General features: G+C 58.9%; 22 protein-coding genes and 2 pseudogenes. 6 read left to right on the top strand and 18 right to left on the bottom strand.

Translation table 11 applies throughout. The features are described from left to right. Nucleotides 1-106: 106 nt before the first annotated feature. The 7 genes from ACIPY9_RS19220 to exbB all read right to left on the bottom strand — a co-directional run bounded on the left by ACIPY9_RS19220 (nt 107) and on the right by exbB (nt 8,475). Nucleotides 107-1,414, bottom strand: coding sequence for a CitMHS family transporter (locus ACIPY9_RS19220; RefSeq protein ID WP_400704901.1), 1,308 nt, complete (start codon nt 1,412-1,414; stop codon nt 107-109). Nucleotides 1,415-1,746: 332 nt separating this feature from the next. After that, nucleotides 1,747-3,141: an aminoacyl-tRNA deacylase and HDOD domain-containing protein gene (locus tag ACIPY9_RS19225; RefSeq protein ID WP_400704904.1), complete on the bottom strand. Its 1,395-nt coding sequence runs from the start codon at nt 3,139-3,141 to the stop codon at nt 1,747-1,749. Nucleotides 3,142-3,227: 86 nt separating this feature from the next. Then, on the bottom strand, nt 3,228-5,303 hold the full coding sequence (recG, locus tag ACIPY9_RS19230) for an ATP-dependent DNA helicase RecG (protein ID WP_400704907.1): 2,076 nt from the start codon (nt 5,301-5,303) through the stop codon (nt 3,228-3,230). 9 nt (nt 5,304-5,312) lie between these two features. Then, entirely contained in the window at nt 5,313-6,236 is a 924-nt protein-coding gene (locus tag ACIPY9_RS19235; RefSeq protein WP_400704910.1) for a LysR substrate-binding domain-containing protein, read from the bottom strand. A gap of 92 nt (nt 6,237-6,328) precedes the next feature. Further along, the gene (locus ACIPY9_RS19240) at nt 6,329-7,075 is read right to left on the bottom strand and encodes an energy transducer TonB (protein ID WP_400704913.1); all 747 of its coding nucleotides are present in this window, start codon (nt 7,073-7,075) and stop codon (nt 6,329-6,331) included. Further along, nucleotides 7,072-7,497, bottom strand: a complete 426-nt coding sequence (exbD, locus tag ACIPY9_RS19245) for a TonB system transport protein ExbD (RefSeq protein WP_400704916.1) — start codon at nt 7,495-7,497, stop codon at nt 7,072-7,074. The genes ACIPY9_RS19240 and exbD overlap by 4 nt, the downstream gene beginning before the upstream one ends. 3 nt (nt 7,498-7,500) lie before the next feature. After that, nucleotides 7,501-8,475 (bottom strand): tonB-system energizer ExbB, encoded by a 975-nt coding sequence (exbB, locus tag ACIPY9_RS19250; RefSeq protein WP_400704919.1) that lies wholly within the window; start codon nt 8,473-8,475, stop codon nt 7,501-7,503. A 207-nt stretch (nt 8,476-8,682) separates the two neighbouring features. On the opposite strand from exbB, the gene ACIPY9_RS19255 reads away from it, so the two are divergent. Further along, the gene (locus ACIPY9_RS19255; RefSeq protein ID WP_400704922.1) at nt 8,683-9,531 is read left to right on the top strand and encodes an NAD-dependent epimerase/dehydratase family protein; all 849 of its coding nucleotides are present in this window, start codon (nt 8,683-8,685) and stop codon (nt 9,529-9,531) included. 48 nt (nt 9,532-9,579) lie between these two features. Here ACIPY9_RS19255 and ACIPY9_RS19260 read toward each other — a convergent pair whose 3' ends face one another. The 6 genes from ACIPY9_RS19260 to ACIPY9_RS19285 form a co-directional block, all read right to left on the bottom strand. Then, entirely contained in the window at nt 9,580-10,317 is a 738-nt protein-coding gene (locus ACIPY9_RS19260; protein ID WP_400704925.1) for a hypothetical protein, read from the bottom strand. A 54-nt stretch (nt 10,318-10,371) separates the two neighbouring features. Further along, nucleotides 10,372-10,752 carry a RidA family protein gene (locus ACIPY9_RS19265; protein ID WP_201000981.1) on the bottom strand — a complete coding sequence of 127 codons (381 nt, stop codon included), beginning with the start codon at nt 10,750-10,752 and terminating at the stop codon, nt 10,372-10,374. A gap of 25 nt (nt 10,753-10,777) precedes the next feature. After that, nucleotides 10,778-12,883, bottom strand: coding sequence for a bifunctional GTP diphosphokinase/guanosine-3',5'-bis pyrophosphate 3'-pyrophosphohydrolase (gene spoT / locus ACIPY9_RS19270; protein ID WP_400704928.1), 2,106 nt, complete (start codon nt 12,881-12,883; stop codon nt 10,778-10,780). Nucleotides 12,884-12,943: 60 nt separating this feature from the next. Then, the gene (gene rpoZ, locus ACIPY9_RS19275; RefSeq protein WP_117163837.1) at nt 12,944-13,207 is read right to left on the bottom strand and encodes a DNA-directed RNA polymerase subunit omega; all 264 of its coding nucleotides are present in this window, start codon (nt 13,205-13,207) and stop codon (nt 12,944-12,946) included. Between the two features lie 146 nt (nt 13,208-13,353). Continuing rightward, nucleotides 13,354-13,974 carry a guanylate kinase gene (gmk, locus tag ACIPY9_RS19280; protein ID WP_400704932.1) on the bottom strand — a complete coding sequence of 207 codons (621 nt, stop codon included), beginning with the start codon at nt 13,972-13,974 and terminating at the stop codon, nt 13,354-13,356. Between the two features lie 13 nt (nt 13,975-13,987). Beyond that, the gene (locus ACIPY9_RS19285; RefSeq protein ID WP_400704935.1) at nt 13,988-14,851 is read right to left on the bottom strand and encodes a YicC/YloC family endoribonuclease; all 864 of its coding nucleotides are present in this window, start codon (nt 14,849-14,851) and stop codon (nt 13,988-13,990) included. A 294-nt stretch (nt 14,852-15,145) separates the two neighbouring features. On the opposite strand from ACIPY9_RS19285, the gene rph reads away from it, so the two are divergent. Together rph and ACIPY9_RS19295 are read left to right on the top strand one after the other, a co-directional pair. After that, the gene (rph, locus tag ACIPY9_RS19290; protein WP_400704938.1) at nt 15,146-15,868 is read left to right on the top strand and encodes a ribonuclease PH; all 723 of its coding nucleotides are present in this window, start codon (nt 15,146-15,148) and stop codon (nt 15,866-15,868) included. A 25-nt stretch (nt 15,869-15,893) separates the two neighbouring features. Beyond that, nucleotides 15,894-16,256: a DUF4870 domain-containing protein gene (locus tag ACIPY9_RS19295; protein ID WP_400704941.1), complete on the top strand. Its 363-nt coding sequence runs from the start codon at nt 15,894-15,896 to the stop codon at nt 16,254-16,256. 70 nt (nt 16,257-16,326) lie between these two features. Here the strand turns inward: ACIPY9_RS19295 and ACIPY9_RS19300 are convergent, their stop codons facing one another. Then, nucleotides 16,327-17,157 (bottom strand): methyl-accepting chemotaxis protein, encoded by an 831-nt coding sequence (locus tag ACIPY9_RS19300; protein ID WP_400705011.1) that lies wholly within the window; start codon nt 17,155-17,157, stop codon nt 16,327-16,329. Between the two features lie 75 nt (nt 17,158-17,232). Next, a pseudogene (locus ACIPY9_RS19305) lies at nt 17,233-18,201 on the bottom strand (cache domain-containing protein); the annotation flags it as partial. 518 nt (nt 18,202-18,719) lie between these two features. Here ACIPY9_RS19305 and ACIPY9_RS19310 point away from each other — a divergent pair. The 3 genes and pseudogenes from ACIPY9_RS19310 to ACIPY9_RS19320 form a co-directional block, all read left to right on the top strand. Then, nucleotides 18,720-19,604 (top strand): annotated as a pseudogene (locus ACIPY9_RS19310) (methyl-accepting chemotaxis protein); the annotation flags it as partial. 198 nt (nt 19,605-19,802) lie between these two features. Further along, a complete protein-coding gene (locus tag ACIPY9_RS19315) occupies nt 19,803-20,507 on the top strand; it encodes a methyl-accepting chemotaxis protein (RefSeq protein WP_400705014.1) in 705 nt (234 codons plus the stop codon). Nucleotides 20,508-20,736: 229 nt separating this feature from the next. Next, on the top strand, nt 20,737-22,659 hold the full coding sequence (locus ACIPY9_RS19320; protein ID WP_400704943.1) for a methyl-accepting chemotaxis protein: 1,923 nt from the start codon (nt 20,737-20,739) through the stop codon (nt 22,657-22,659). Between the two features lie 40 nt (nt 22,660-22,699). On the opposite strand, the gene ACIPY9_RS19325 is transcribed toward ACIPY9_RS19320, so the two are convergent. The 3 genes from ACIPY9_RS19325 to ACIPY9_RS19335 form a co-directional block, all read right to left on the bottom strand. After that, nucleotides 22,700-23,617, bottom strand: coding sequence for a type II toxin-antitoxin system RelE/ParE family toxin (locus ACIPY9_RS19325; RefSeq protein WP_400704945.1), 918 nt, complete (start codon nt 23,615-23,617; stop codon nt 22,700-22,702). 401 nt (nt 23,618-24,018) lie between these two features. Continuing rightward, nucleotides 24,019-24,648 (bottom strand): hypothetical protein, encoded by a 630-nt coding sequence (locus tag ACIPY9_RS19330; RefSeq protein WP_400704948.1) that lies wholly within the window; start codon nt 24,646-24,648, stop codon nt 24,019-24,021. A 115-nt stretch (nt 24,649-24,763) separates the two neighbouring features. Next, complete coding sequence (locus ACIPY9_RS19335) at nt 24,764-25,786, bottom strand: glycosyltransferase family 2 protein (protein ID WP_400704951.1); 1,023 nt, start codon at nt 25,784-25,786, stop codon at nt 24,764-24,766. Nucleotides 25,787-25,937 lie beyond the last annotated feature (151 nt).

Genomic DNA, 25,937 nt, shown 5'->3' on the forward strand with positions numbered 1-25,937 from the left:
AGATGTGCGCCACGGCCCCGCAGAATGTGGGGGCTTGGGCAGAGAGGCAGGAGTCTTGAGGGGAGTCGCCGCCAGCGGTCAGGCTGGCGGCGAGGCGAATCGCTCGTTAAACGTTGCTGAACAACGGGAAGATACCCATCATCAACGCGGCGATCAGGATGCAGACACAGACCAGAATCGCCCATTTCAGGGTGAAGCGCTGGTGATCGCCGAAGTCGATCCCGGCCAGTGCCACCAGCAGATAGGTGGAAGGAACCAGCGGGCTGAGCAGGTGAACCGGCTGGCCGACAATGGACGCGCGGGCCATTTCCACCGGGCTGATGCCGTAGTGGGCAGCGGCTTCGGAGAGGACTGGCAATACGCCGTAGTAGAACGCGTCGTTGGACATGAAGAAGGTGAACGGCATGCTCACCAGTGCCGTGATGACCGCCAGGTACGGGCCCAGTGCATCCGGGATCACGGCCAGCAGGCTTTTCGACATGGCGTCGACCATGCCGGTGCCGGTCAGGATGCCGGTGAAGATACCGGCCGCGAAGATCAGACCGACCACTGCCAGGACGCTGCCGGCGTGAGCCGATACGCGGTCTTTCTGATCCTGAAGGTTCGGGTAGTTGATGATCATCGCGATACTGAACGCGATCATGAACAGCACAGGCAGAGGCAGCAGGCCCATGATCAGTGCAACCATCAGAGCAAATGTCAGGGCACCGTTGAACCAGATCATCTTCGGACGACGGGCTTCAGGGAACTGCGACACACTGATTTCGCTGTGATCGATTTCATCGCCCGGCAGATGCAGCTCGCCCAGACGGGCGCGCTCACGCTTGCCGTAGAAGTAGGCAATGGCCAGGATCGCAACCACGCCCGCCAGCATGGCTGGGATCATCGGGACGAAAATGTCCGACGCATCCACATGCAGTGCGCTCGCTGCCCGAGCGGTCGGGCCGCCCCATGGCGTCATGTTCATCACGCCGCCGGCCAGGATGATCAGGCCGGCCATGATGCGCGGGCTCATGCCGACACGGCTATAGAGCGGCAGCATGGCGGCGACGCAGATCATGTAGGTGGTTGCACCGTCACCGTCGAGGGAAACCACCAGTGCCAGCACGGCGGTACCCACCGAAATACGCATCGGATCGCCTTTGACCATTTGCAGGATCTTGCGTACGGCGGGGTCGAACAGGCCCGAGTCGATCATCAGGGCGAAGTAGAGAATCGCGAACATCAGCATGACGCCGGTAGGCGCCAGCTTGGTAATACCGGCCAGCATCATCGGGCCGATCTGTGGGCCAAAGCCGCCGAACAGGGCAAAGATGATAGGAACGATAATCAGGGCAATCAGCGCAGTCAGGCGTTTGCTCATGATCAGATACATGAACGCAATCACCATGGCGAAGCCAAGGAAAGTCAGCATAGAAATACTCCAGGCGTAATACGGCTACGGAACGATGAAACGAACGAATCAGCTCAGCAGAAGCAATACGTGGAGGGGAGGCGCAAGGAGGGTGTACATCGGGGTATCAGCAAGCATCGGAATCACCATTTATTCTTGTTAATTGGGCCGGAAAGTGTGTGGAACACCTTGCCTGGCTAACCGGTCTGTTGCCGGTGGTGAGTCGATCCTAATGGCAGAAGCTTTCGCTTACCTTTCAGCGATGACAGGCTCGCGAATGAATTCGCTCCTACGGGGGTGACAAGTTCGCGAATGAATTCGCTGTGGGAGCGAATTCATTCGCGAAGGGACGATCAGGAGAACTGGGACGCCAGCTCTCGCAGCATGACTTCGGCTTCCAGAACCTTTCTGACCGATTCGTTGGCCTTTTCCCGAGTCAGGCCCAGGCGCTCGAACAACTCGTCCGGAATCTCCTGCTGAGGTCCCGAACCGATGCCGTTGGCCCGCAGCAAGCGCACGGCCAGATAGATCAGGTTGGCGTATTCGCAATGTTTGCCCGCGTAGTACGGGTCATGCTGGAAGCGCAGGGCTGTGGACAACTCGTCCGGCATGTCCCAGTAGCGCATCAGCCAGGCCCCGATCTGCTCGCGGCTGATGCCCAGCAAATGGTGCTCCACATAGCTGTGGTGCAGATGAGGATTGACCTCGAGCTGACGGCAGATCAGTGAGAAGTGAGGCGGGAACACATGGGCCAGCAGCAGGTAGCCGAAGTTGTGCAGCAGACCAGCCAGATAGGTCAGGCCACCTTCCGGACGCTTGGGGCGCGGAATGGCGCGGGTCAGGCCTTCGATGACGGCGGCGGTATAGATCGACTGCTGCCAGTAAGGCGTCGTCTGTTGCGGGTGATCCTTGGGCAGGCTCAAGGTCTTGCCCAGTGCCAGGCCCAGCGCAAGGTTGATGACCAGATCGAAACCCAGGACTCGCACAATGGCGTCCTCGACCGAGCGAATCTTGCCCGTCGAGGCGTAGTAAGGCGATGCCGCCCAACTGACGACTTGAGCGGCCAGGGCGGGATCGGTTTCAACCACCCCGGTGATGTCATCGATGGTCGCGTCGGGATCGACCCGCAGCTTGATGATCTTCTGGGCGGTTCCGGCCAGCGGCGGAATCTCCAGCGTTGCTTCCAGGCGCTGCTGGATGCGCCGTGCGGTGAACGCGTGCATGGCCTGGGTGATTTCTTCGCGGTCGTCGTCGGGACGGTCGAGATTGGGGTGAATGCCGCTCAGCAGCTCGCCAAAATGCGCGGCACTGGCCTTGCTCAGCATGCCCTTGAAGTCTTCGCTGCTGATTTCAAGCAGAACGCCCGGCTCGCCGGAGCCAATCAAAAGCGATGGTTCCTGCAGCAGGCGGTCGTCATACAGACAAGGTGAGCTTGTTAGGGCCGGCAGCCCTGGAAGTGCATGCAGGCTGTGCTTGGCCAGCATGCGCAACAGACGATCATGAGGCACGGCCGCCAGTTGGCGTCCCGTCAGCTCGGTGATCCGGGCAAGGTCCAGCAATTGGTTTTGTGGAAACAGGATCAGCAGCGCACCCACAGCGTCTTCGACCAGCACGGCCTGAACCTTGCGTGATGCAGGCAGACTCGTGTCATCCATGACTTCGGTGTAGCTGATGGCCAATTTTTCAAGCAGTTGCCGGATGACCGACGGGGCTTGGTGAGCATCATTGACGTGGGCAACTTCTGTCATGGTCTGTGTCCGGTTTCCTACAATCACGGCAGTATAACCACCTTATTCTTTTTGGGCCGCATGCGCTTCCCAAAGCGTTGCCTGCGTCACACCTGGCCGTATTGTTGGCCGTGTCGCAACCAGCGCTCCAGCAGGGGACTGACATGTTGTGGCCAACGCTCAAGAAGCGCCTGGGCCGCGTCGCGCACGGCAGGTAGCAAATCGGCATCACGCATCAGGTCGGCCACCTTGAATTGCAGAAGGCCCGTTTGTCGGGTTCCGAGCATTTCGCCAGGACCACGCAGTTCAAGGTCCTTTTCCGCGATGACGAAACCGTCGTTGGTTTCACGCATGATGCCCAGCCGCTGACGACCGATTTGTGACAACGGCGGGTGATAGAGCAATACGCAGTGACTGACAGCACTGCCCCGTCCGACCCGGCCCCGGAGCTGGTGCAATTGCGCAAGGCCGAGACGCTCGGGGTTTTCGATGATCATCAGGCTGGCATTGGGGACATCGACGCCCACTTCGATCACGGTCGTGGCGACCAGCAGTTGCAGCGCTCCCTGTTTGAACTCGGCCATGATGGCGGCTTTTTCCGCAGGCTTCATGCGACCGTGGATCAGCCCGACACGCAACTCACCCAGTGCACTGCTCAACTCCTCGAACGAGGTCTCGGCGGCCTTGCAGGTCAGTTCTTCGGACTCTTCGATCAGGGTGCAGACCCAATAGGCCTGCCGGCCTTCGGCACAGGCCGACCGCACGCGTTCGATGACCTCGATGCGACGGCTATCGGCTACCAGTACCGTGTTGACCGGTGTACGCCCCGGAGGCAGTTCGTCGAGGATCGACGTATCCAGGTCGGCATAGGCACTCATGGCCAGTGTGCGAGGAATGGGGGTTGCGGTCATGATCAACTGATGCGGACACATCATGCCGCCCACGCCCTTCTTGCGCAGGGCCAGCCGTTGCTGGACGCCGAAGCGGTGCTGTTCGTCGATGATGACCAGCGCCAGATTCTTGAACTGCACTTCGTCCTGGAACAGCGCATGGGTGCCCACCACCATGGGCGTGCCGCTGGCAATCTGCTCCAGCGAGGTGGCCCGCGCCTTGCCCTTGAGCTTGCCGGCCAGCCAGGCGACTTCCACGCCCAGAGGCTCAAGCCAGCGCTGGAAGTTGAGGTAATGCTGTTCGGCGAGGATTTCGGTCGGTGCCATCAAGGCGACCTGATAGCCCGCCTCCAGTGCCTGCAAGGCTGCCAGTGCGGCGACCACGGTCTTGCCTGCACCCACATCGCCCTGGATCAGGCGCAACATGGGTTCTGGCTGGCTGAGGTCATAGGCCACTTCATTGCCGACACGCTGCTGTGCGCCGGTCGGCGGGAAGCCGAGATTGGCCAGAAACTGCTTCGGCAACTTGCTGGCCGGAGGCAGCGCCGGAGCATGCTGTGAGCGAAGGCTTTCGCGCAGGCGTTGCTGGGATAGCTGATGGGTCAGCAGTTCTTCAAAGGCCAGGCGGTGTTGAGCCCAGTGATGGCCCAGGGAAAGCTCTTCGATGTCGGCATCGGCCGGTGGGTGATGCAGATAGCGGATGGCCTCATCCAGAGGGGCCAGCCGGTAGTCCCGAGCCAATTCTTCCGGCAGCCAGTCCGGCAGGCTTTTGGGGCCGAGCATCGCCAGGCTTTGCTGGCAAAGCTGACGCAGACGCTGCTGGGTCAGGCCTTCGGTGGTCGGGTAGATCGGCGTGAGGGTCTGTTCGACGGGAGCCGGTTCGTCACCGGTCAGCGCCCGGTATTCCGGGTGGTAGATTTCCAGGCCCGAAGCGCCGGGCCTGGCTTCGCCAAAGCAACGCAGGTGCGTGCCGCGCTTCATGCCTTCCTTCTGGGCGTTACTGAAGTGATAGAAACGCAGACTGACCACGCCCGTTCCATCGCCCAGTCGCACCAGCAGGCTGCGGCGCTTGCCCATCACCACGTCTGCGCCACTGACCACGCCTTCGATCACGGCATCCTGACCGGGTCGCAGTGCGCCGATCGGCACGACACGCGTCCGGTCCTGATAACGCAGCGGCAGGTGAAACAGCACGTCCTGGAGGTTTTCCAGACCCACTTTTGCCAGCTTTTCAGCCATGGCTGCGCCGACGCCCTTGAGCGCAGTCACCGAGACCCTGGAAAGCTCGCTCATTGCCTTTGCCTAGTTTGCTGCTGTCTTGGGACGAGCCACCGAACACAGGCGTGCCGAGTCCGCGAGGATCTCGATGGCCTTGGGCCGCGGGAAGCTGGCGCGCCATGCGATGGCGACCGTGCGGAAAGGCACTGGTGCCGTTAGTGGGCGAACCTCGATCACGCCGGGTGCGTAGTGATGGCTGTCGACCGCCGACAAGGGAAGGATCGAAATGCCCAGCCCGGAAGCGACCATGTGACGAATGGTTTCCAGAGAGCTGGACTCTACCGTCGTGTGCTTGGCACCCTCGCCGCCCTTGGTCAGGGTCGGACAGGCTTCCAGTACCTGGTCGCGGAAGCAGTGGCCTTCGCCAAGCAACAGCAGGCTCTTGTCGTTCAAGGCCGAGGCATCGATGCTTTCTTTCTGGGTCCAGGGGTGGCCAGCAGGCATCAGGACCGAGAAAGGCTCGTCATAGAGCGGCAGGGTCAGCACGTCGGCTTCGTTGAACGGCAAGGCGATGATGATTGCGTCCAGCTCGCCGTTGCGCAGCTTGTCGCGCAGTACATGGGTGAAGTTTTCTTCGATGTACAACGGCATTTGCGGGGCGACCCGGTGCAGTTGCGGGATCAGATGCGGGAACAGATAAGGACCGACGGTGTAGATGGCGCCGACCTTCAGCGGTGCCGTCAGCTGGTTCTTGCCTGCCTGGGCCAGTTCGCGAATGCCCTGTGCCTGCTCCAGCACCTTCTGTGCCTGGGCGACAATGCCTTCACCGACAGGCGTTAGACGTACGGCACTTTTGCTGCGCTCGAAAATCAGCACGCCCAGTTCATCTTCAAGCTTTTTCACGCCCACGGAGAGTGTGGGCTGACTGACATGGCAACGTTCGGCGGCGTGGCCGAAGTGCTGTTCCTGAGCAAGCGTAACGATATAGCGCAATTCTGTAAGGGTCATAACGTGCGTCCATGAAGTTGCGGTCCCAGCATAGCGGGTGCAATCGATAGACGCACGTTATCAGAGGCACTCTTGAGTAACAAAAGTGCGATTCAGCGTTTATCCAGCGAATAAACGAAGGGTGCCAGGATCTCGATCGTGCCGTTGTTCAGTGTTTCCGCTGGCGGTTTCGGCAAAGGCTGAGCACGACGGATCATCTCCATGGTGGCTCGGTCCAGCGCCGGGCTTCCGGAAGTACTGGCAATCGAATACGACAAGACGTTGCCTTCTGCATCGACGACGAAGCGCAGGCGGGCCACCCCTTGCATGCCACGACGACGGGCATCTTCAGGGTACTTCTTGTACTTGGCCAGATGCCTTAGCAGATCGCTTTGCCAGCTTGGCAATGCCGTACTGGGTGGCGATGGCGGGCTAGGCGGCGTCGGAGCAGCCGATTTCGCAGGCGGTGCCGTTGTAGGCGGTGTGTCCACCGGCTTTTCATCGGCGGGCTTTTCCTGTGGCGGCTCAGGCTTCTTCTGCGGCTTGGGCGGCTGCGGTTTTGGCTTGGGCTTTTCCACTTTCTTGGGAACCGCGATCTCCGGTTTTGGCGCTTCGACCAGTTCCGGCATCGGAATCTCTTCTTCCGGTGCAGGTGGTTGTGGCGGCTGGACGACCTTCGGCGGCGGTGGCGGTGCGGGCTCAGGTAACGGTGCCAGCTCGACCATCATGGCCGCCGGCGGCAGCTCGATAGCCTGTGATGCCGGCCACCGAAGTGCTGCGACGATCGCGATGGCATGCACGGCCAGCACCAACAACAGACTACCGCTATAGCGCGTCAGTTTTTGGCGCGTACTGATCATTTTTTACCAACCGTCTCAAGGCCAACCAAACCGACTTTCAGGTAGCCGGCACCGCGCAGGGTGTTCATGACTTCCATCAGGTCGCCGTAATCCACACCCTTGTCAGCCTGGAAGAAGATGGTGGTGTCTTTCTTGCCCTTGGTCTTGGCATCCAGCACCTGGCCAATCTGCTCGCGCGTGACCAGCTCTTCCCCCAGATACAGGTTCTTGTCGGTCTTGACGCTCAGGAAGATCGGCTTCTCGGGTCTGGGTTGCGGTGTCGCGGTAGAGGCTGGCAGATCGACCTTGATGTCCACGGTTGCCAGCGGTGCGGCAACCATGAAGATGATCAGCAGCACCAGCATGACGTCGATGAACGGCGTCACGTTGATTTCATGGTTCTCGGCGAGGTCGTCACCGCCTTCATTAAGATGCAGGCCCACGTCTTAGCCCACCTTTACCATGTGCGGTTGCTGTTGATTGCGGTCGTTTTCCGGCAGGTGATCCAGATCGCGGCTGACCAGCAGCAGCACTTGGGCCGAAGCGTCCGAAACCTGTGCCTTGTAACCGGCGATGGAGCGGGCGAAGACGTTGTAGATCACGACCGCCGGAATGGCCGCAACCAGACCCAGAGCGGTAGCCAGCAGGGCCTCGGCGATACCGGGCGCCACGACGGCCAGGTTGGTGGTCTGGGTTTTTGCGATACCGATGAAGCTGTTCATGATGCCCCATACGGTACCGAACAGACCGACGAACGGTGCAGTCGAACCGATGGTGGCGAGTACGCCTGTGCCGGTGCTCATTTCACGACCGCAGGCAGCGACCAGGCGCTCCAGACGGAAGCTGACGCGTTCCTTGATGCCTTCGCGCTCACGGCTGTTGGCCGACAGGCGCATTTCTTCCAGCGCATCGTGAACCAGAAGGTGGGCAAGCGTGCCTTCCTTGCTGGCGCTTTGGCTGGCGTCGCTCAGGGAGCGTGCCTTTTTCAGGTTGGCGATTTCAACGCGCAGACGACGCTTGGCACCGAGCAGCTCGAAACCCTTGGCGATCCAGATGGTCCACGTGATGATCGAAGCGATAGCCAGACCGATCATGACCGCTTTCACGATCACGTCGGCATTCTGGTACATGCCCCATGGCGACAGATCGTGGGCCATACCCATGCCTGCTTCTTCTGCAACGGGCTCCAGCGCCTCCACCGGGGCAGCGGCATTGGCAGGCGCCACTGCCGGAGCCGCCACTGTAGGTGCAGCCGTTGCCGGTGCGGCGGCTTGTGCAGCCGGTGGCGTGGTGGGTGCAGCCTGATCGGCGAAAGCGACAGGTGCGAGCATCAAGCTCAACACTAGGGCAGCAACCCCGCGCCATGCGCGCTGCAGGCGAGGTAGCTTGGTTGGCGAAGCGGTTGATTGAATGCGTGTCATGCTGGCCTGACCTGAGTAGAAAAGAAGTATTCTGGAACGTCGTGTTTTATAGCTGCGACGAGAGTGCAAGAGCAAATGGGCGGGTATTATTGCAAATCGTTCTTGTTAACAAAAGTAATAAAGTAACTTTTTTTCACTTGATAACATAAGAACTCAATATTCTTGTTTATTTTTCTGTATTTATCCGCCGTGCCCTGGAGGTAAAGAATGCCTGCTCCATCCGTTCTGATCGCTGGTTGTGGCGATATCGGGTCTCGCCTTGCCGGACAATTGCAGGCTCATGAATGGACGGTCTATGGGCTGAGGCGTGATACGTCCTTGCTGCCTGCGGGAGTGATTCCGGTAAAGGGCGATCTGTTCGACTGGCTGGAGCCTGAAGGCTGGCCGACGGGGACTATCGATTATCTGGTGTACTGCGCCACGCCCACGCAAAGAGACGAGTGGGGTTATCGGCGTGCCTATGTCGACGGTCTTGCTCAGGTGCTGATCTGGATGAAGCAACATCAGCAGCGGCCCAGACGCATCGTGTTTGTTTCCAGCAGCGGTGTTTATGGTCAACAGCACGGGGAATGGATAGATGAAACCTCGGCAACCGAACCGGGTAGTTTTTCCGGGAATGTGATGCTTGAGGCGGAACGGGTCGCTCTCAACAGTGGCTTTCCCGCCACGGTCGTACGTTTGACGGGCATTTACGGTCCTGGCCGTAACGACCTCTCCAACCGTGTACGTCAGGGTCAAAGCGTACAGATAGATCCGCCGGTATACGCCAATCGTATTCATGCCGATGACGCGGCAGGTTTGCTGGCCTTTTTGTTACTGGCTGATGCGCGAGGTGTGGCGCTGGACGACTGCTATCTGGGTGTCGATGACGATCCGGCGGCGTTGGGCGATGTCGTGGCGTGGATGCGCGAGTATCTGGGTGTTACCGAGTGGTCGGATGAAGTCGGTGTGAGGCGGGCGGGCAGCAAGCGATGCAGCAATGCCCGGGCGCGTGCGTTGGGCTGGGTGCCCAGGTATCCGGATTATCGTGCGGGGTATGCGGCGTTATTGGGGTAGAGGGGTGACAGGCCCGGCCATTGAGATGGTCGGGCCTGTGCAGAGGCGTTATTTCTGCTCGAGCAGCCAGCGACGCTGGCCTGGGCGAAGTTGAGGCATCTGATCCGATTCGGCTTCGTTGACCGCCTGGAAAATCTCCAGTTGCTTGCCTTTGCGGGCAAAGATCCACGGGTTGCCTTGCTCGTTCTTTTCCAGCCACATGCTGTCGTACTCGCCGCTCATGGCAGCGCAGTCTCCCGCCAGGCACAAGGCATAGCGGTCGTTGTCAGGAAGGCCTTGCACGCTGCCATCAGGCAGGAATTGCACAATGCCGCCCTGCCCGTCGCCGCTGACGATGGTCCATTTGCCGCCCATGTAGGCGCCATACAGCGCTTTCTCGAAGCTGCTGCCAGGCGGTGCGCCTTCCGGAGCCGGGCTTTCGGGTCTTTCAAAATGCTGTTCCGGGCCTGAATCGCTGGCTGCCTGAAGCAGTTCGTCGCCATCGACGGTCAGGTCTTCGGAGAAGTTGCCGTAGAAGTTGATGTGCAGCTTGCCGTTGGCGGCGCTGGCAATCTTGCCTTCACCCAGCTCGAAACCGTTGGAATAGGTCGCCTGACTGGCTTTGGTGTTCACCTGCCATTCCAGGTTGGGACCGTTGGCCAGCAATGCTTCGCGCAGGTTTCCGCCCTTGACGGCAGCGTCGATGGCGATCTGGTTGATCCATGTGCCGTCAGGGTTGCGGTCGGCGTGGCTGGCACAGCCGCTCAGAATGGCGGCCAGCAGTGAGAGGGCGAGCGCGGAGCGCATAGCAGAGTCCTTCCTTTGGGGAATGCGGAGCGGCTGGCGCTCCGCTGGAATGATTTATTCGATGACGAGGATCGCGTCCATCTCGACCTGGGCGCCGCGAGGCAATGCAGCAACGCCGATGGCGGCGCGTGCCGGGTAAGGCTGCTCGAAGTATTTGCCCATGATTTCGTTGACCTTGGCGAAGTGGCCCAGGTCGGTCAGGAAGATGTTCAGTTTGACGATGTCCTTGAAGGAACCGCCTGCTGCTTCAGCGACCGATTTCAGGTTCTCGAAGACCTGAACGATCTGGGCTTCGATGCCCTCGACCAGTTCCATGCTTTTGGGGTCCAGCGGGATCTGCCCGGACATGTAGACGGTATTGCCAGCTTTGATCGCCTGGGAGTAGGTGCCGATGGCCGCAGGTGCTTTGTCGCTGGTGATAACGGTCTTGGTCATGAAGAACTCCTGATGATGGATGTGGCTATGCGCGCATGCGAGTGATACGTGTCACGCCGGTCAGGGCGCGTAGTTTCTTGATTACGCGAGCCAGATGCACGCGATCGTGAACGCTGACGACCAGCTGGACCACGCTGATGCGACCATCGCGTTCGTCCATGCTGATCTTTTCGATGTTGCCGTCGGCGGCGTTGACGCTGCTGGCCAGCAGGGCGATCAGGCCGCGCTGATGCTCCAGCTCCACGCGCAGTTCGACGTTGAACTCGCCGGTGACATCCTTGGCCCAGGACAGCTGTATGCATTTTTCCGGGTTGTGGCGGATTTCACTGATATTGCGGCAGTTGTCCAGGTGCACGACCATGCCTTTGCCGGCGGACAGGTGGCCGACGATCGGGTCGCCCGGAATCGGCGTGCAGCACTTGGCGTAGCTGAGCACCAGACCTTCGGTGCCGCGAATGGCTAGCGGGCCTTCCGGGCTGGGCAGTTGCTCGCCTTCGCCCAGCAGGCGGCGGGCGACGACATAGGCCATGCGATTGCCCAGGCCGATATCTTCCAGCAGGTCTTCCAGGACTTCGACGCGGTATTCGGCGAGTACCAGTTGAATGCGCTCGGGGGCGATCTTGTCGAGGCTGCACTCAAAGCCGTTGAGCACCTTGTTCAGCAGGCGTTCGCCCAGGCTGATGGACTCGGAGCGGCGTTGCAGTTTCAGGGCGTGGCGAATGTGCGTGCGGGCCTTGCCGGTCACCACGAAATTCAGCCAGGCCGGGTTCGGGCGTGCGCCGGGTGCGCTGACGATCTCGACCGTCGAGCCGCTTTGCAACGGTTCGGACAGCGGTGCCAGCCTGCGGTTGATGCGGCAGGCAATGCAGCTGTTGCCGACGTCGGTGTGGACCGCGTAGGCGAAGTCCACCGCCGTGGAGCCTTTGGGCAGCTCCATGATCCGGCCTTTTGGCGTGAAGACGTAGACCTCGTCCGGAAACAGGTCGATCTTTACGCTCTCGATGAACTCCAGGGAGTTGCCGGCGCGTTGCTGCATCTCCAGAACGCCCTTGACCCATTGGCGAGCACGGGCGTGGGTGCCCTTGGGTTGCTCGTCGTCGCTGGACTTGTACAGCCAGTGGGCAGCGATGCCGTTGTTGGCCATCTCTTCCATTTCCCGGGTGCGGATCTGGATTTCGATGGGTACGCCATGCATGCCGAACAGGGTGGTGTGCAACGACTGATAGCCGTTGGCCTTGGGGATTGCGATGTAGTCCTTGAAGCGGCCGGGCAGCGGCTTGTACAGATTATGTACAGCGCCCAGCACCCGGTAGCAGGTATCGACCTTGTCGACGATGATCCGGAACGCATAGACATCCATGATCTCGTTGAAGGCGCGACGCTTGCCGCGCATCTTCTTGTAGATGCCATAGAGGTGCTTCTGCCGACCGCTGACCTCGCCTTCGATCCCGTCCACGGCCAGGCAATGGCTCAGGGATTCTTCGATCTTGTTGACCAGTTCCTTGCGATTGCCCCGGGCGCGTTTGACGGCCTGATGGATGCGCGAAGAACGCATGGGGTACATGGCCTTGAAGCCCAGGTCCTCGAATTCGATGCGAACGCTGTGCATGCCCAGGCGGTTGGCGATGGGCGCATAGATTTCGAGGGTTTCCTTCGCGATGCGGCGGCGCTTTTCGCCGGACAGGACTTCCAGCGTACGCATGTTGTGCAGGCGATCGGCGAGCTTGACCAGGATCACGCGAATGTCGCGAGCCATGGCCATGGCCATTTTCTGGAAGTTTTCGGCCTGCGCCTCGGCCTTGGTCTCGAAGTTCATCTGGGTCAGCTTGCTGACCCCGTCGACGAGTTCGGCCACGGTTTCGCCGAACTGAAGGCTCAGCGCTTCCTTGGCGATACCGGTGTCTTCGATGACGTCATGCAGCATCGCGGCCATCAGGCTCTGATGGTCCATGTGCATGTCGGCGAGGATGTTCGCAACCGCCAGCGGGTGCGTTACGTAGGCTTCGCCACTGCGGCGGCGTTGGCCGTCGTGGGCTTGTTCGGCGTAGTAATACGCTCGGCGGACCAGATTGACCTGGTCCTTGCCGAGGTAGGCCGAAAGGCGATCGGCGAGGGCGTCTATGCTTGGCAAGGCGCTACCCCCTGCTCATGGCGTTTACCCAGCGTCGTACTACGTCGCCCCGGCATAGGCTTAGACGGCCTCGCTGGACTCGTCCTCGAACGCTGCGAACAATGGTTCATCTTCAACGATTTCAGCTTCCGCGATGACGGAGTAGTCCATCAGGCCCGCTGCGATTTCACGCAGGGCGACGACGGTAGGCTTGTCGTTTTCCCAAGCCAGCTTGGGCTCTTTGCCGCCGGTGGCGAGCTGACGCGAGCGCTTTGTAGCGAGCATGACCAGCTCGAAGCGGTTATCGACGTGTTCCAGGCAGTCTTCAACAGTCACGCGGGCCATGGGTATTCCTCGTAGCAAATGCGTATGCGCGGTGCCCGGATGGGCGAGCGGACTCGGTAGTTTACAAGCGGTTAGCCACAAGCTTCAAGCGGAACGCCATCGTGGGGCGTTCCGGACCTGTGGCGTTTTTTGCCCTGAGGCTCGACTCAGGCCAGTAACTCTTTGAATAACTGAGCGTATTTCTCTTGCTGGTGCTGCTGGGCAAGCCGGTTGGCACGGAAAATGGCCTTCAGGTCTTCCAGCGCATGGGCAAAATCATCGTTGATCACGACCGAGTCATATTCAGTGTAGTGACTCATTTCGCTGACAGCTTCGCGCATGCGGGCTTCGATGATTTCGTCGCTGTCCTGGCCGCGATTGGTCAGGCGCTGACGCAGGGCCTGCTGGGTCGGCGGCAGAATGAAGATCGAGCGTGCGCCCGGCATCTGCTTGCGAACCTGTTGGGCACCTTGCCAGTCGATTTCGAGGATCAGGTCGTGGCCTTCGTCCAGGGTCTGTTGCAGGTGGCTTTTCGAGGTGCCGTAGAGGTTGCCGAAAACTTCGGCCTGCTCCAGGAAATCGTCGTGCTCGACCATGCGCGTGAACTCGGCACGATCGACGAAGTGGTAGTTCACGCCATCGACTTCGCCGGGACGCATGGCGCGGGTGGTATGCGAAACCGAAACGCGGATCTGCGGCTGGGCGTCGATCAGGGCCTTGACCAGACTGGTCTTGCCTGCCCCGGAGGGAGCAGAAATGATGTACAGGGTTCCGGTGCTGTGGGTCATGTCAGGTTCAGCCTTACTCAATATTCTGCACTTGTTCACGCATCTGCTCGATCAACACCTTGAGGTTGACGGCCGCTTGCGTGCTGCGTGGGTCGAAGGCCTTGGAGCCTAATGTGTTGGCCTCGCGGTTGAGTTCCTGCATCAGGAAATCAAGGCGACGGCCTGCCTGCCCGCCCGTCTTCAGTACGCGACGTACTTCGGTGACGTGGGTGCTCAGGCGGTCGAGTTCTTCAGCAACATCGCTTTTCTGCGCCAGCAGGACCATTTCCTGTTCCAGACGCTGGGGGTCCAGCTCGGCCTTCATGTCGGCAAAGCGATCCATGATTTTCTGACGCTGGGCGGCCAGCATCTGGGGCACCAGCGTACGCAGGGTGGCGACTTCCTGGGTGATGGAGGTCAGGCGCTCGTCGAGCAGCCGGGCCAGATCCGCCCCTTCCCGGCCGCGTCCGTTCTTCAGTTCGGTCAGGGCTTCGTTGAACAGTTTCAACGCGGCGGTGTTCAGGGCCTGCGGGTCGGCTGAATCGGCCACCAGCACACCGGGCCAGGCCAGGACTTCGAGGGGGTTCAGGGCCGCAGGTTGTTTGATCAGGCTGGCAACGGTTTCAGCCGCGGCAACCAGTTGCCTGGCGCGCTCGTGATCCACCTGCAGGGATTTTCCGCCTGTTTCTTCAACGAAGCGCAAGGTGCATTCGACCTTGCCTCGCGACAGCCCCTGGCGCAGGGCTTCGCGAATGGCGCCCTCCAGATCACGGAAGGACTCCGGCAGGCGCAGGTGCGGCTCAAGGTAGCGATGATTGACCGAACGCAGTTCCCAGCTCAGTGTCCCCTGAGCACCGGCCTGTTCGACTCGGGCAAAGGCCGTCATGCTGTGCACCATAGGAATACCTCTTGATTCTGGCCGTGAACGCGGCAGGGCTGCGGTCATGGAAAGTCGTAAAAGCCGACAGGCTGCAAAGGCGCAGGATTGTAGCGCAGTGCGAGGCATGCTCCCAATCCGGCAATGCGACAAGTGATGCCAGGTGTTGCCTTTTCAGCCGATGACCGATGGAAAACCTCGTTCCAGAGCCTTTGTGCCACTGCGATCGGCATTCCCGACTTTTAGATGTGCCCAGCGTGGACTGTGACCTCTATAATGCTCGGCAGTTTTCCGTCCCAGTACAGGTATTCCCAGATGAAACGTCCAAGTGGTCGCGCTGCCGATCAGCTCCGCTCGATCCGCATCACCCGCAACTACACCAAGCACGCCGAGGGTTCTGTGCTGGTCGAGTTCGGTGACACCAAAGTGATCTGCACGGTCAGCGTCGAGAATGGCGTACCACGCTTCCTCAAGGGGCAAGGCCAGGGCTGGTTGACCGCCGAGTACGGCATGCTGCCGCGGGCCACCGGTGAGCGTAACCAGCGTGAAGCCAGCCGTGGCAAGCAAGGTGGACGCACGCTGGAAATCCAGCGTCTGATCGGCCGCTCCCTGCGCGCTGCGCTGGACATGTCCAAGCTGGGCGATATCACCCTGTATGTCGATTGCGACGTGATCCAGGCCGATGGCGGTACGCGCACGGCTTCCATCACCGGCTCCATGGTCGCTCTGGCCGATGCCCTGAAAGTGATCAAGAAGCGTGGTGGCCTCAAGGGCGGCGATCCGCTCAAGCAGATGATCGCGGCCGTTTCCGTGGGCATGTATCAGGGCGAGCCGGTGCTGGACCTGGATTACCTGGAAGATTCCGCTGCCGAAACTGACCTGAACGTGGTCATGACCAGCGCAGGCGGTTTCATCGAGGTTCAGGGTACTGCCGAAGGCGCACCGTTCCAGCCGGAAGAGCTGAATGCCATGCTGGCATTGGCACAGAAAGGCATGACCGAGTTGTTTGAATTGCAGCGTGCCGCATTGGCCGACTGACCGAACGCCGTATAAGGAGCCGCTCATGAGTGACAGCCAGTTCCCGAAACCCGCCCGCGAGGTTCGTCAGTGGGCGATGTTCTGTCACCTGGCGGCTTTCTGCGGATGCCTCTTCCCGTTCGGGAACCTGCTGGGGCCGTTGATTATCTGGCAACTCAAGAAAGACGACGACCCGTTCCTGGATGCTCAGGGCAAAGAAGCGTTGAATTTCCAGATCACGGTGTCGATTGCCATCACGATCAGTCTGATGTTGATGGTCGTGCTCATCGGCTTCCCGATGTTTGCGCTGGTCGGTATCGGTGCGCTGGTGCTGACGATCATTGCCGCGATCAAGGCCAATGAAGGTCTGGACTATCGCTACCCGTTCACCTGGCGTCTGGTGAAGTAAGATCAGAGGCTGTTCCCGATGTCAGCACGGACCTCCTGGCTGACACGGGAACAGAACCACGCAGTGCATCTCAGATCTTGAAGCTGTCGACCAGCTGCTTCAGGCGCCCTGCCTGTTGAGAAAGCGCCGCACAATCCTTGAGGGTTTCATTCAGGTTGGCCACGCCCTGCTGGTTGAGGGCATTGATCTGGTTGATGTCCACGTTCAGGGTTTCCACCACGGCCGTCTGTTCTTCGGTAGCGGCCGCAACCGACTGGTTCATGCCGTCGATTTCACCGATGCGTCGGGTGACGTCGCGCAGGCGGCTGCCGGCCTGGTTGGCCACTTCGACGCTGCCCTGGCTGGACGTCTGGCTTTCATTCATGTTCACCACGGCTTCCTGGGAGCCGGTCTGCAACTCGCCGATCATCTTGTGGATCTCGTCGGCCGAAACCTGGGTGCGATGAGCCAGGTTGCGGACTTCGTCGGCCACCACGGCAAAGCCGCGCCCGGCATCGCCTGCCCGTGCAGCTTCGATCGCCGCGTTGAGCGCCAGCAGGTTGGTCTGCTGGGAAATGCCTTTGATGACGTCCAGAATGTGCCCGATATTGTCGGTACTGGCGTTGAGTGTTTCGATCTGTGTGCAGGAAGCACTGATCTTGCTGGACAGCTCGCTCATTGAGCTGATCGTCTTTTCCACCACGATCCGGCCATCTTCAGCCTGCTCGCGGGCCTCGCTGGCCTGGGCAGACGCGTCCGAAGCATTGCGCGCAATTTCCTGAGTGGCGGCCCCCAGCTGGTTGATCGCGGCGGCAACGCTGTTGGTGCGTGCGCTTTGCTCGTCGAAGCCTGTGATCGACGAGTTGGATGACTCCACGACGCGCTGAGACAAGTCATGAACCTGCACGGTGGCAGACGACACTTCCGCAATGGAGGCGTGGACACGCTCGACAAACTGGTTGAAGGAGCCGCCCAGTTCTGCGAACTCGTCCTTGCCCTGAATGTGCAGACGGCGTGTCAGATCGCCCTCTCCCTGAGCGATGTCCTGCATGGCGCGGCCCATGTCAGTCAGCGGGCGCATCAGCGTCCGGATCAGCAGGCTCAGCAGCAAGGCAATCACGATGACCGCAATGAACCCGGCAACGATGGCGGAGCTGCGGAACTGGCTCAGAGGGGCATAGGCTTTGTCCTTGTCGATATTCAGCCCGATGTACCAGTTGGCCGACGGCAAGCCGGTAATCGGAGTGAAGGACAAGAGACGCTGCTGGCCATTGAGCGTGACTTCCCGCAGGTCGTTATTCAGGCTCAGCGTCTGCCCCGGATAAATGTCCTTGAGGTTCTTCATGACCTGGTCCTTGTCAGGGCTGACGATGACTTGGCCGTCGCCGCTGACCAGGAAGGCATAACCGATACCGCCGAACTCGACGGAGTTGATGATCTTGACCAGTGTTTCGAGACTCAGGTCGCCCCCGGCGACGCCTGTAATCTGGTTGCCTGACTTGATCGGGCTGGCAGCAGTGACGACCAGTCCGCCGACCGACGCCAGGTAGGGCGCGCTCAGGATGGTCTTGCCGGCCTCGACGGTCGATTTGTACCAGGGCCGCTGGCGAGGATCGTAGCCGGCGGGCATCTCTGCGTTGGGACGTTGCGTGAACGTGCCGTTACTGTCACCGACATAGGTGAATTGAAAGGTCGACACCAGCGTGGACTGACCCACCAGCCCGCTCAGATCGGTCTTGACGCCCTGATAGGCCACGTCCTGGGCAAGGTTTTCCAGCACCAGAATGCGCCCGCCCAACCAGTTCTGAACACTGCTGGCTGTCAGCGCACCGGCCTGTTCCACCGAGGATTCGAGGTTCTGGCGGATGGTGGTGCGTTGCAGGTAATCGTTGTAGAGGGTGAATAGCGCGAATGCCAGTACCACGACACCCGATGCAGCTAACAGAATTTTATGACGAAACTTCATTACGATATATCTCGGCAGAATAAAAAGATTCAGGTGTCCGGGTAAGTTGTTGTTATGGAGGTGTTCTATTCATTTTTCGCTGAAAGATACTCTATACCCACACAGTGAAACAGGTTTATTTGGGATCCATTATAGGCAGATTTTTGGCGTCTTTTTTATGACAGGTATGACGAACGCCATATTCTGCATGCCTTTATAGCCGTGGCTTGCAGCGAATGAAAGCTTCATGAAAGCCAGGAAAAATTTTTTCAACTTTCGCTGTTTTTTATTTCAGGTCAGCTGCGATCTGCCGATAGTGTCACTACGTATTGCCTTTGCTGCGGCCTAAAAAAATAACCTTCCAGCGGCCATAATTTGAAACTAGACGATCCTGGAGAAAGTCGATGAATAGCTGGTTCGCTAATATCAGCGTAAATATGAAACTGGCCCTTGGGTTCGGTCTAGTACTTGTTTTTACTGCAATTCTTGCCCTCACTGGCTGGACCAGCCTCGGCGGGCTGATCAATCGTAGTAACTGGATGAGCGACATCACCTCGCTCAACCTGCAGTTGACCAAGCTGCGGGTGACCCGCCTTCAGTACATGGTGGCCAACGGTGACGAAAAAGTGGCCGAGACCGTTCAGGTTTCGCTCGATGGCTTCAAGGGCTATCAGGAAAAGCTGCTCAAAAGCTTCAAGAGCCCTGAAAACGTTAAGTTGCTTGAAAAGCTCGGTGTCGTGATCAGCGATTACCAGAAGTCCCTGAACAACATGCGTAATGGCTACAAGACCAGCACGGCCATGCGCACGGAAATGGGCGTCAATGCGGTCAAGGGTGCCGACCTGATCGAGCAGATCCTGGCGGATGTCAAAAAGCTGGACCCTTCCGATGCAACCCGCTTCGATCAGTACGAAAGCATCATCGATGCCAAGGAAGATTTGATGCTGGTGCGCTATGAGGTCCGTGGTTACGCCGCAGATGCGACTGCTGAAACCGAACAGAAGGCCATCAGCCAGTTGGATGATGCGATCAAGGGGCTGACTTCGCTCAAGGCCACCTTCGCGGCGACTCATGCGGATCATTTGAAACAACTTGAAACCGTTCTGCTCAACTACCGTACCGCTCTTCAAGGCTTCAAGGCGGCGAATACCGATATTGTCCAGGCGCGCAAGGAAATGACCGTACAAGGTCAGGACATCGTCAAGATCAGCGAAGACATGTACCAGTTGCAACTGGACCGTCGCGATGCGGAAAGCGTTCAGGCTCGCAACATGCAGATTGGTTGCACCATCCTGGCACTGGTTCTTGGCATCCTGGCTGCTGTGATCATTACCCGTCAGATCACCCGTCCGTTGCAGGAAACCCTGGCAGTAGTGGATCGCATTGCTTCGGGCGACCTGTCTCAAACCATCGCTGTGACCCGTCGCGACGAACTGGGTGTCTTGCAACAAGGTATCCAGCGCATGGGCAGCACCCTGCGTGACCTGATTACCGGTATCCGCGATGGCGTGACGCAGATTGCCAGCGCAGCCGAAGAACTGTCGGCCGTAACCGAGCAGACCAGCGCCGGGGTCAACAGTCAGAAAGTCGAAACCGATCAGGTGGCGACAGCGATGCATGAAATGTCGGCCACGGTCCAGGAAGTGGCCCGCAATGCCGAGCAGGCTTCGCAAGCGGCTTCCAATGCTGACCGCGAAGCCCGCGATGGCGACAAGGTGGTAGGTGAAGCCATTGCCCAGATCGAGCGTCTGGCCACTGAAGTGGGCCGTTCGGCCGACGCCATGACCGAGCTGGAACAGGAAAGCGACAAGATCGGCAAGGTCATGGACGTGATCAAGGCTGTGGCCGAGCAGACCAACCTGCTGGCGCTCAACGCGGCGATCGAAGCGGCCCGTGCCGGTGAAGCCGGTCGTGGATTTGCGGTGGTGGCCGATGAGGTCCGTGGCCTGGCGCAACGTACCCAACAGTCCACCGAAGAAATCGAAAGCCTGGTGGCCGGTTTGCAGAACGGTACCCGTCAAGTCTCGAACATCATGCTCAGCAGCCGTGAACTGACGGCCAGCAGTGTGTCGCTGAGTCGCAAGGCAGGCGAGTCGCTGGGGAGCATCACTCAGACCGTGTCCAACATCCAGGCCATGAACCAGCAGATTGCCGCCGCCGCCGAGGAGCAAAGTGCCGTGGCAGAGGAAATCAGCCGCAGCATCATCAACGTGCGCGATGTGTCCGAGCAGACTGCGTCGGCCAGCGAGGAAACGGCAGCTTCCAGCGTCGAACTGGCCCGTCTCGGTGGTCAGTTGCAGATGATGGTCAGCCACTTCCGCGTCTGATAGCGCTTGCCTTCACCCAGAGCCCGGCCTTTGCCGGGCTTTGTTTTTTCAGCCACTGCAGGCTCCTGGCTGGACAAAAAACACACACTAATTAATGGCTACAAGCCATCTTTTCTGTTATTCATGCAATCATCTATATCAATTTGTTAGTTCCGTACGGCCCACTTATTGGACAACTAGTCGCGGTCTGAACCCCTCTGACTGTTGCTCAGGAAATCGAAGGAATGTCATGAATACATGGTTTGCGAATATCAGTGTCAAATTGAAACTTGCCCTGGGCTTTGGCGCAGTGCTCATTCTGACCTGCCTGCTGGCGCTTACGGGGTGGGATGGTCTGGGAAGCCTGATCGTACGCAGTGAACGTGTGGCCGATATCATGACGATCAACGCCGAGATGAGTGAGCTGCGTCTGAGGCGTTTGCAGTATGTGACCGAAAACGGCAACGAGAAGATGGGTGATACCGCTCAAGGTATCCTGAGCCGCTTCATTGAAAAACAAAGCTCCTTGATGGCGCTGTTCACGTTTCCCAGTAATCAGGAAAAGTTGAAGCAACTGGGCCAGCTCAGTGAGGACTATCAGCAATCCTTCAACCGCATGCGCGATGCTTATCGGGCCGATGCGGCGCTGCGCAAGACGATGGGTGTTCATGCCGTCAAGGGCGCTGAAATCATTGGCAAGATCATCGAAGATGTCATCAACATGCCGCCTGCCGACGAGCGGCGTTTCTCGCGGTACCAAGCCATTCTGAAGGCCAAGGAAAACCTGGCCCTGATCCGTTATGAAGTGCGCGGTTACACGGGCAATCCGACCGAAACGACGGAAAAGAACGCGTATCGCCAACTCGACACCGCGCTCCAGGGCATGGGGCCGCTCAGGGCTGCATTCGATGGCAGTTATGGCGATGAATTCAAGCAACTGGAAAACGCGATCGTCAGCTACCGTCAGGCAGTGGACAGCTTCAAGGCGGCCAATGCGGCTATCGGCGTGGCGCGCAAGGAGAACACCGAGCAAGGCATCGCGATGGCCAAGGTCAGTGAAGATCTTTATCAGCTTCAGGCCAGCCGAGGCGCTGAAGACAGCGAACATGCCCGCAACATGCAGATCGGTTGCACCTTGCTGGCGCTGGTCCTGGGTGTGCTGGCAGCCTTGATCATCACCCGCCAGATCACGCGGCCGCTGCAGGCTACCTTGCTGGATGTGGAGCGCATTGCATCGGGTGACCTGTCGCGCAACATGGTCGTGACACGCCAGGATGAGTTGGGCGTGCTGCAACAAGGCGTCCAGCGCATGAGCACGACCTTGCGCGACCTGATTGTCGGCATCCGCGATGGCGTGACGCAGATTGCCAGCGCTGCTGAACAACTGTCGGCCGTGACCGAGCAGACCAGCGCCGGGGTCAACAGCCAGAAAGTCGAGACCGATCAGGTGGCCACCGCCATGAATGAAATGTCGGCCACGGTTCAGGACGTTGCGCATAACGCCGAACAGGCTTCGCAGGCAGCCTCCAATGCGGACCGCGAAGCCCGCGATGGCGACAAGGTGGTGGGCGAAGCCATTGCCCAGATCGAGCGTCTGGCCACTGAAGTGGGCCGTTCGGCCGATGCCATGACCGAACTGGAACAGGAAAGCGACAAGATCGGCAAGGTCATGGACGTGATCAAGTCCGTGGCCGAACAGACCAACCTGCTGGCCCTCAACGCGGCCATCGAAGCGGCCCGTGCCGGTGAAGCCGGTCGTGGTTTTGCGGTGGTAGCCGATGAAGTGCGTGGCCTGGCGCAACGCACCCAGCAGTCCACCGAAGAAATCGAGAACCTGGTGGCAGGCCTGCAAAACGGTACCCGTCAGGTCTCGAACATCATGCTCAGCAGCCGCGAACTGACGGCCAGCAGTGTGTCGCTGAGCCGCAAGGCGGGTGAATCGTTGGGGAACATCACTCAGACCGTGTCCAGCATCCAGGCCATGAACCAGCAGATTGCAGCCGCTGCGGAACAACAGAGCGCCGTGGCCGACGAGATCAGCCGCAGCATCATCAATGTGCGCGATGTGTCCGAGCAGACCGCTGAAGCGAGTGAGGAAACGGCAGCCTCCAGCGTGGAACTGGCCCGCCTGGGCGGTCAATTGCAGACGATGGTCAGCCACTTCCGGGTCTGACAGTGAGCGCTCTGGGGCCTGCGGGCCTCAGAGCACGCCTTCATTTCAGTCCGCTGATGGATTCCACGTACTGATTGACGGCGATCTGATCGGCCTTTCGTTTGCCCGCTTCCAGAAACGTCTGGAACTCTTCGCTGCGCATCAGCAGGTCGATCTCCTGATCCAGTTTCTGACGTATGGCCTCAGGTACGGCAGAAACTTCATGCCTCATTGTGTAGGAGCACTCCAGCGTTTCGATCAGCTTGGCGCGCAGTTTCTCCATGCCTCTGCCACTTTCCACCCGCTTGTAAGTCGAGACAAAGAAGGTTTCGCCGCGTCCCGGTTTTTTGCTGATGACGTAAGCGACTGCACACAAGCCGACGCCACTGCGCTTGCGCCAATGCACGGCCGAGTATTCATCGAGTCGCAGCACATCGCCGCCAAGCCAGGCATGACCGCTGTGAACCAGATGGATAATGGCACTCTCCAGAGCCTTCAGCGTCCCACCGAACGACTGGTCGCTGAAGCGTGCCAGCAACGCATTGCGTTTGTTCTTGATGACCCGAACGACCCAGGCATTGCCACGGGCTTCACGGCTGATGCCTCGCGGCACGCTGTAGGTGATGCCCTCCACGACCTTGTCGTAGCAGCGCAGCCCGGACACATCGACACTGGACGATGCCTTGACCGTGGTCGTGCGATAGACCGGCTGATTGACGGCTTGATTGTTCTGGTGGAGGAACCCGAGGATCTCGATGGATTCCGGCGTGACCTGGTATGTCGTCAGGAACGGCCAGCGTTTCAGCTTCAATTCCTGGACGGTTGGCAGGTCGGTCGACGCGCTCATGGATTCCAGCGTGCTGCTTTGGGCGACGACGTCGTTGATGATTGCCTTGGCCTGTTCGGCACCTACAAGGTCCTTGTAGTGCTCGAAGATGTTTTCCAGGTCAGCACTCGCCTTGCCGGTTAGTTTCAACATGACTGAACTGTCCTAATGTATTTTCAGTATCGAAAATTCCGACATTGCCTGGATCGGAATATAAGGCGTTGCGGATTGACAGATAACAGATGGCGGATCGACCGCTATAAAAAGCGGCATTTTAAAACCGAGTGAAAATAAGCGGTTTCTGGTGGTGGTCTTATGACGGAAGAATTATGGCCGCCGTGTTGCTGCGTATTCAATGCTGCCAATGTAAACAAAAGGTAAAAGAAGATTCTGTTGGCTTTACATATAAACACTGCGTGCCGTGAATGAAGGCATGCCTACGGACTATAGACCTTCTTGTTCATATGTTTAGTTTGAAAAGTGCAACCGGTTGAATACAGTCTGGATACACAGCGTCTGTATAAACGCACCGAGGGTTAAACAGAGAGGCTGGTTCATCTGTTGTTCCGAGTGAGGTGTTGAATGTATTCAGTGACTGCCAACTGGTCGGCTTTTCTTTTTCCGGCGGCCAGAAAAGCCTGGAACGGTTCACTTTCAAACAGGCGATCGACCTCCAGGCGGATGGTCTTCTGGATCGAGTAGGGGGTGGTCGAGACACCCTCTTCCACTTCATAGGCGTTTTCCAGTACCTCGACCAGTTTGGAGCGAAGCTTTCCCAGGCCCCGGCCACTGGCAACCCGTTTGTAAGTGGAGAGGAAAAAGGTTTCTCCGCGCCCCGGCCCCTTTCGGGTGACATACGCAACGGCGCACAGGCCTACGCCGCTTCGTTTGCGCCAGTGTGCGGTGGCCCGCTCATGCAATTGCAGGACATCGTCACGTCGCCAGGCATGGCCACTGTGTATCAAGTGGATAATCGCAGCATCCAGGGCCCGCCGTGTTCCGCCGAATCGCAGATCGGTGAAACGTGCCGAAACCTGCACCTGTCTGTTTTTCAGGACGCGAACGATCCAGACTTTACCTCGTGTTTCCCGAGTAATGCCGCGTGGAACGCTGTAGGTCATATCATCGACAGTCTTGTCGTAACACCTCAGGCCTGAAATATCGAGTTCAGAGAGTGTGCTCATGGTGTGATGGCTATCAGGATAAAGAGTGGAAAGGCCCCGGTTTCTTGAAGCGGTAAAACAAAAGCCGACATCGCCAAGGCCAGCTCTCGGGCGGCTTCATCAAGGTTGTTGTTCTTCACATGACGTTGACGAGGACGGCCATCAGCAGGCCCAGATTGCCCAGTCGCGTCTGTCGGTAAAGACTGGTGCGTCTGAAACTGACCAGGCGCATGACAAGAGAGGGCGCGCGCAAGGCTTTGAGTTGCTTTAGCAAGTCGCGACTTTCGTCCGTCAAATACAGCGAGACGGCTTCCAGTGCGGCAATGTTTGTGGTGTTCCAGTCTCTGAAGCGCCCCTGCAATAGCAGGCGGATACGCAGGGCTCGAGCTTGCCAGCCGGCGTTGGAGCCCACCAGATTGCTGTCATGCTGGCGATAGCTGACGTACGGCGTAGGGTCGTAATGCACATGTCCTCCGACCCCGGTGATCAGCAGATAGGCCCACCAGTCATGGGACACAATATCCAGCGACATCAGTGCCAGATGCTCGGCGGCATCCTGAATCATGCACCGGGCCGCATGATTGAACACCATGGTGTTGCCGCCACCGATATTCTGGACCAGTGCATTGGCGAAGGATGGCGGTTGCCGGAACAAGGGTGAGTAACCGATGACATCACCCTGCTCGCCAATCAATTCGGTCCGCCCCAGATAAAGCGCCGGTTCGTTTGCCGGAACGCTTTGCAGCCAGGTAATTGCCGTCTGTAACTTGTCTTCATGCCAGATATCGTCCTGATCACACCAGGCATAGAACTCGGCCTTCAGGTTGCGGTTACGGATACAGGAAATGAAGTTCTGAGCGAACCCAAGTCCTGGGCCGCGCCAGATATTCATTCTGTCGTGACCCCACAGGGCCTGATAATGGCCTGCGATATTCAGTGTGTTATCGCTGGAGCCATCATCGGACAATGCAATGAACCAGGTCGGCCAGCGTTGGTTCTTGATGGACGCCAACTGTTGGGACAGAAAACGCTGGCCATTGAACGTACACAGCAGAATGGCGACCTGGGCGCAACCCTCGGCTGGGGCCGGATGTTTTTCAAAGATGGCTACCGCCTCTGAAATCGCTTCAGAAGCATTCAGTGTTGCAGGAGGCGTCAAACCTTCATTTACGCACGAACTACCATGAATATGACTTGAGCGTCCTGTTACAGGATCGTCGATCATTTTCAGGGGCCGGGGCTGGATGGCCGTTACTGCTGCAGAAACAGTGTGGCAGGCGGTCAGGCGTTGGGGGTATTGAAGCGATGGA

It is taken from the genome of Pseudomonas sp. NPDC089734 (assembly GCF_044748865.1).
GTDB lineage: Bacteria > Pseudomonadota > Gammaproteobacteria > Pseudomonadales > Pseudomonadaceae > Aquipseudomonas.

Coding starts and splice junctions, on each gene's coding strand:
- ACIPY9_RS19220 (WP_400704901.1), bottom strand. CDS start 1,414: ATGCTGACTTTCCTTGGCTTCGCCATGGTGATTGCGTTCATGTATCTG.
- ACIPY9_RS19225 (WP_400704904.1), bottom strand. CDS start 3,141: ATGACAGAAGTTGCCCACGTCAATGATGCTCACCAAGCCCCGTCGGTC.
- recG (WP_400704907.1), bottom strand. CDS start 5,303: ATGAGCGAGCTTTCCAGGGTCTCGGTGACTGCGCTCAAGGGCGTCGGC.
- ACIPY9_RS19235 (WP_400704910.1), bottom strand. CDS start 6,236: ATGACCCTTACAGAATTGCGCTATATCGTTACGCTTGCTCAGGAACAG.
- ACIPY9_RS19240 (WP_400704913.1), bottom strand. CDS start 7,075: ATGATCAGTACGCGCCAAAAACTGACGCGCTATAGCGGTAGTCTGTTG.
- exbB (WP_400704919.1), bottom strand. CDS start 8,475: ATGACACGCATTCAATCAACCGCTTCGCCAACCAAGCTACCTCGCCTG.
- ACIPY9_RS19255 (WP_400704922.1), top strand. CDS start 8,683: ATGCCTGCTCCATCCGTTCTGATCGCTGGTTGTGGCGATATCGGGTCT.
- ACIPY9_RS19260 (WP_400704925.1), bottom strand. CDS start 10,317: ATGCGCTCCGCGCTCGCCCTCTCACTGCTGGCCGCCATTCTGAGCGGC.
- ACIPY9_RS19265 (WP_201000981.1), bottom strand. CDS start 10,752: ATGACCAAGACCGTTATCACCAGCGACAAAGCACCTGCGGCCATCGGC.
- rpoZ (WP_117163837.1), bottom strand. CDS start 13,207: ATGGCCCGCGTGACTGTTGAAGACTGCCTGGAACACGTCGATAACCGC.
- gmk (WP_400704932.1), bottom strand. CDS start 13,974: ATGACCCACAGCACCGGAACCCTGTACATCATTTCTGCTCCCTCCGGG.
- ACIPY9_RS19285 (WP_400704935.1), bottom strand. CDS start 14,851: ATGGTGCACAGCATGACGGCCTTTGCCCGAGTCGAACAGGCCGGTGCT.
- rph (WP_400704938.1), top strand. CDS start 15,146: ATGAAACGTCCAAGTGGTCGCGCTGCCGATCAGCTCCGCTCGATCCGC.
- ACIPY9_RS19295 (WP_400704941.1), top strand. CDS start 15,894: ATGAGTGACAGCCAGTTCCCGAAACCCGCCCGCGAGGTTCGTCAGTGG.
- ACIPY9_RS19315 (WP_400705014.1), top strand. CDS start 19,803: ATGTCGGCCACGGTCCAGGAAGTGGCCCGCAATGCCGAGCAGGCTTCG.
- ACIPY9_RS19320 (WP_400704943.1), top strand. CDS start 20,737: ATGAATACATGGTTTGCGAATATCAGTGTCAAATTGAAACTTGCCCTG.
- ACIPY9_RS19325 (WP_400704945.1), bottom strand. CDS start 23,617: ATGTTGAAACTAACCGGCAAGGCGAGTGCTGACCTGGAAAACATCTTC.
- ACIPY9_RS19330 (WP_400704948.1), bottom strand. CDS start 24,648: ATGAGCACACTCTCTGAACTCGATATTTCAGGCCTGAGGTGTTACGAC.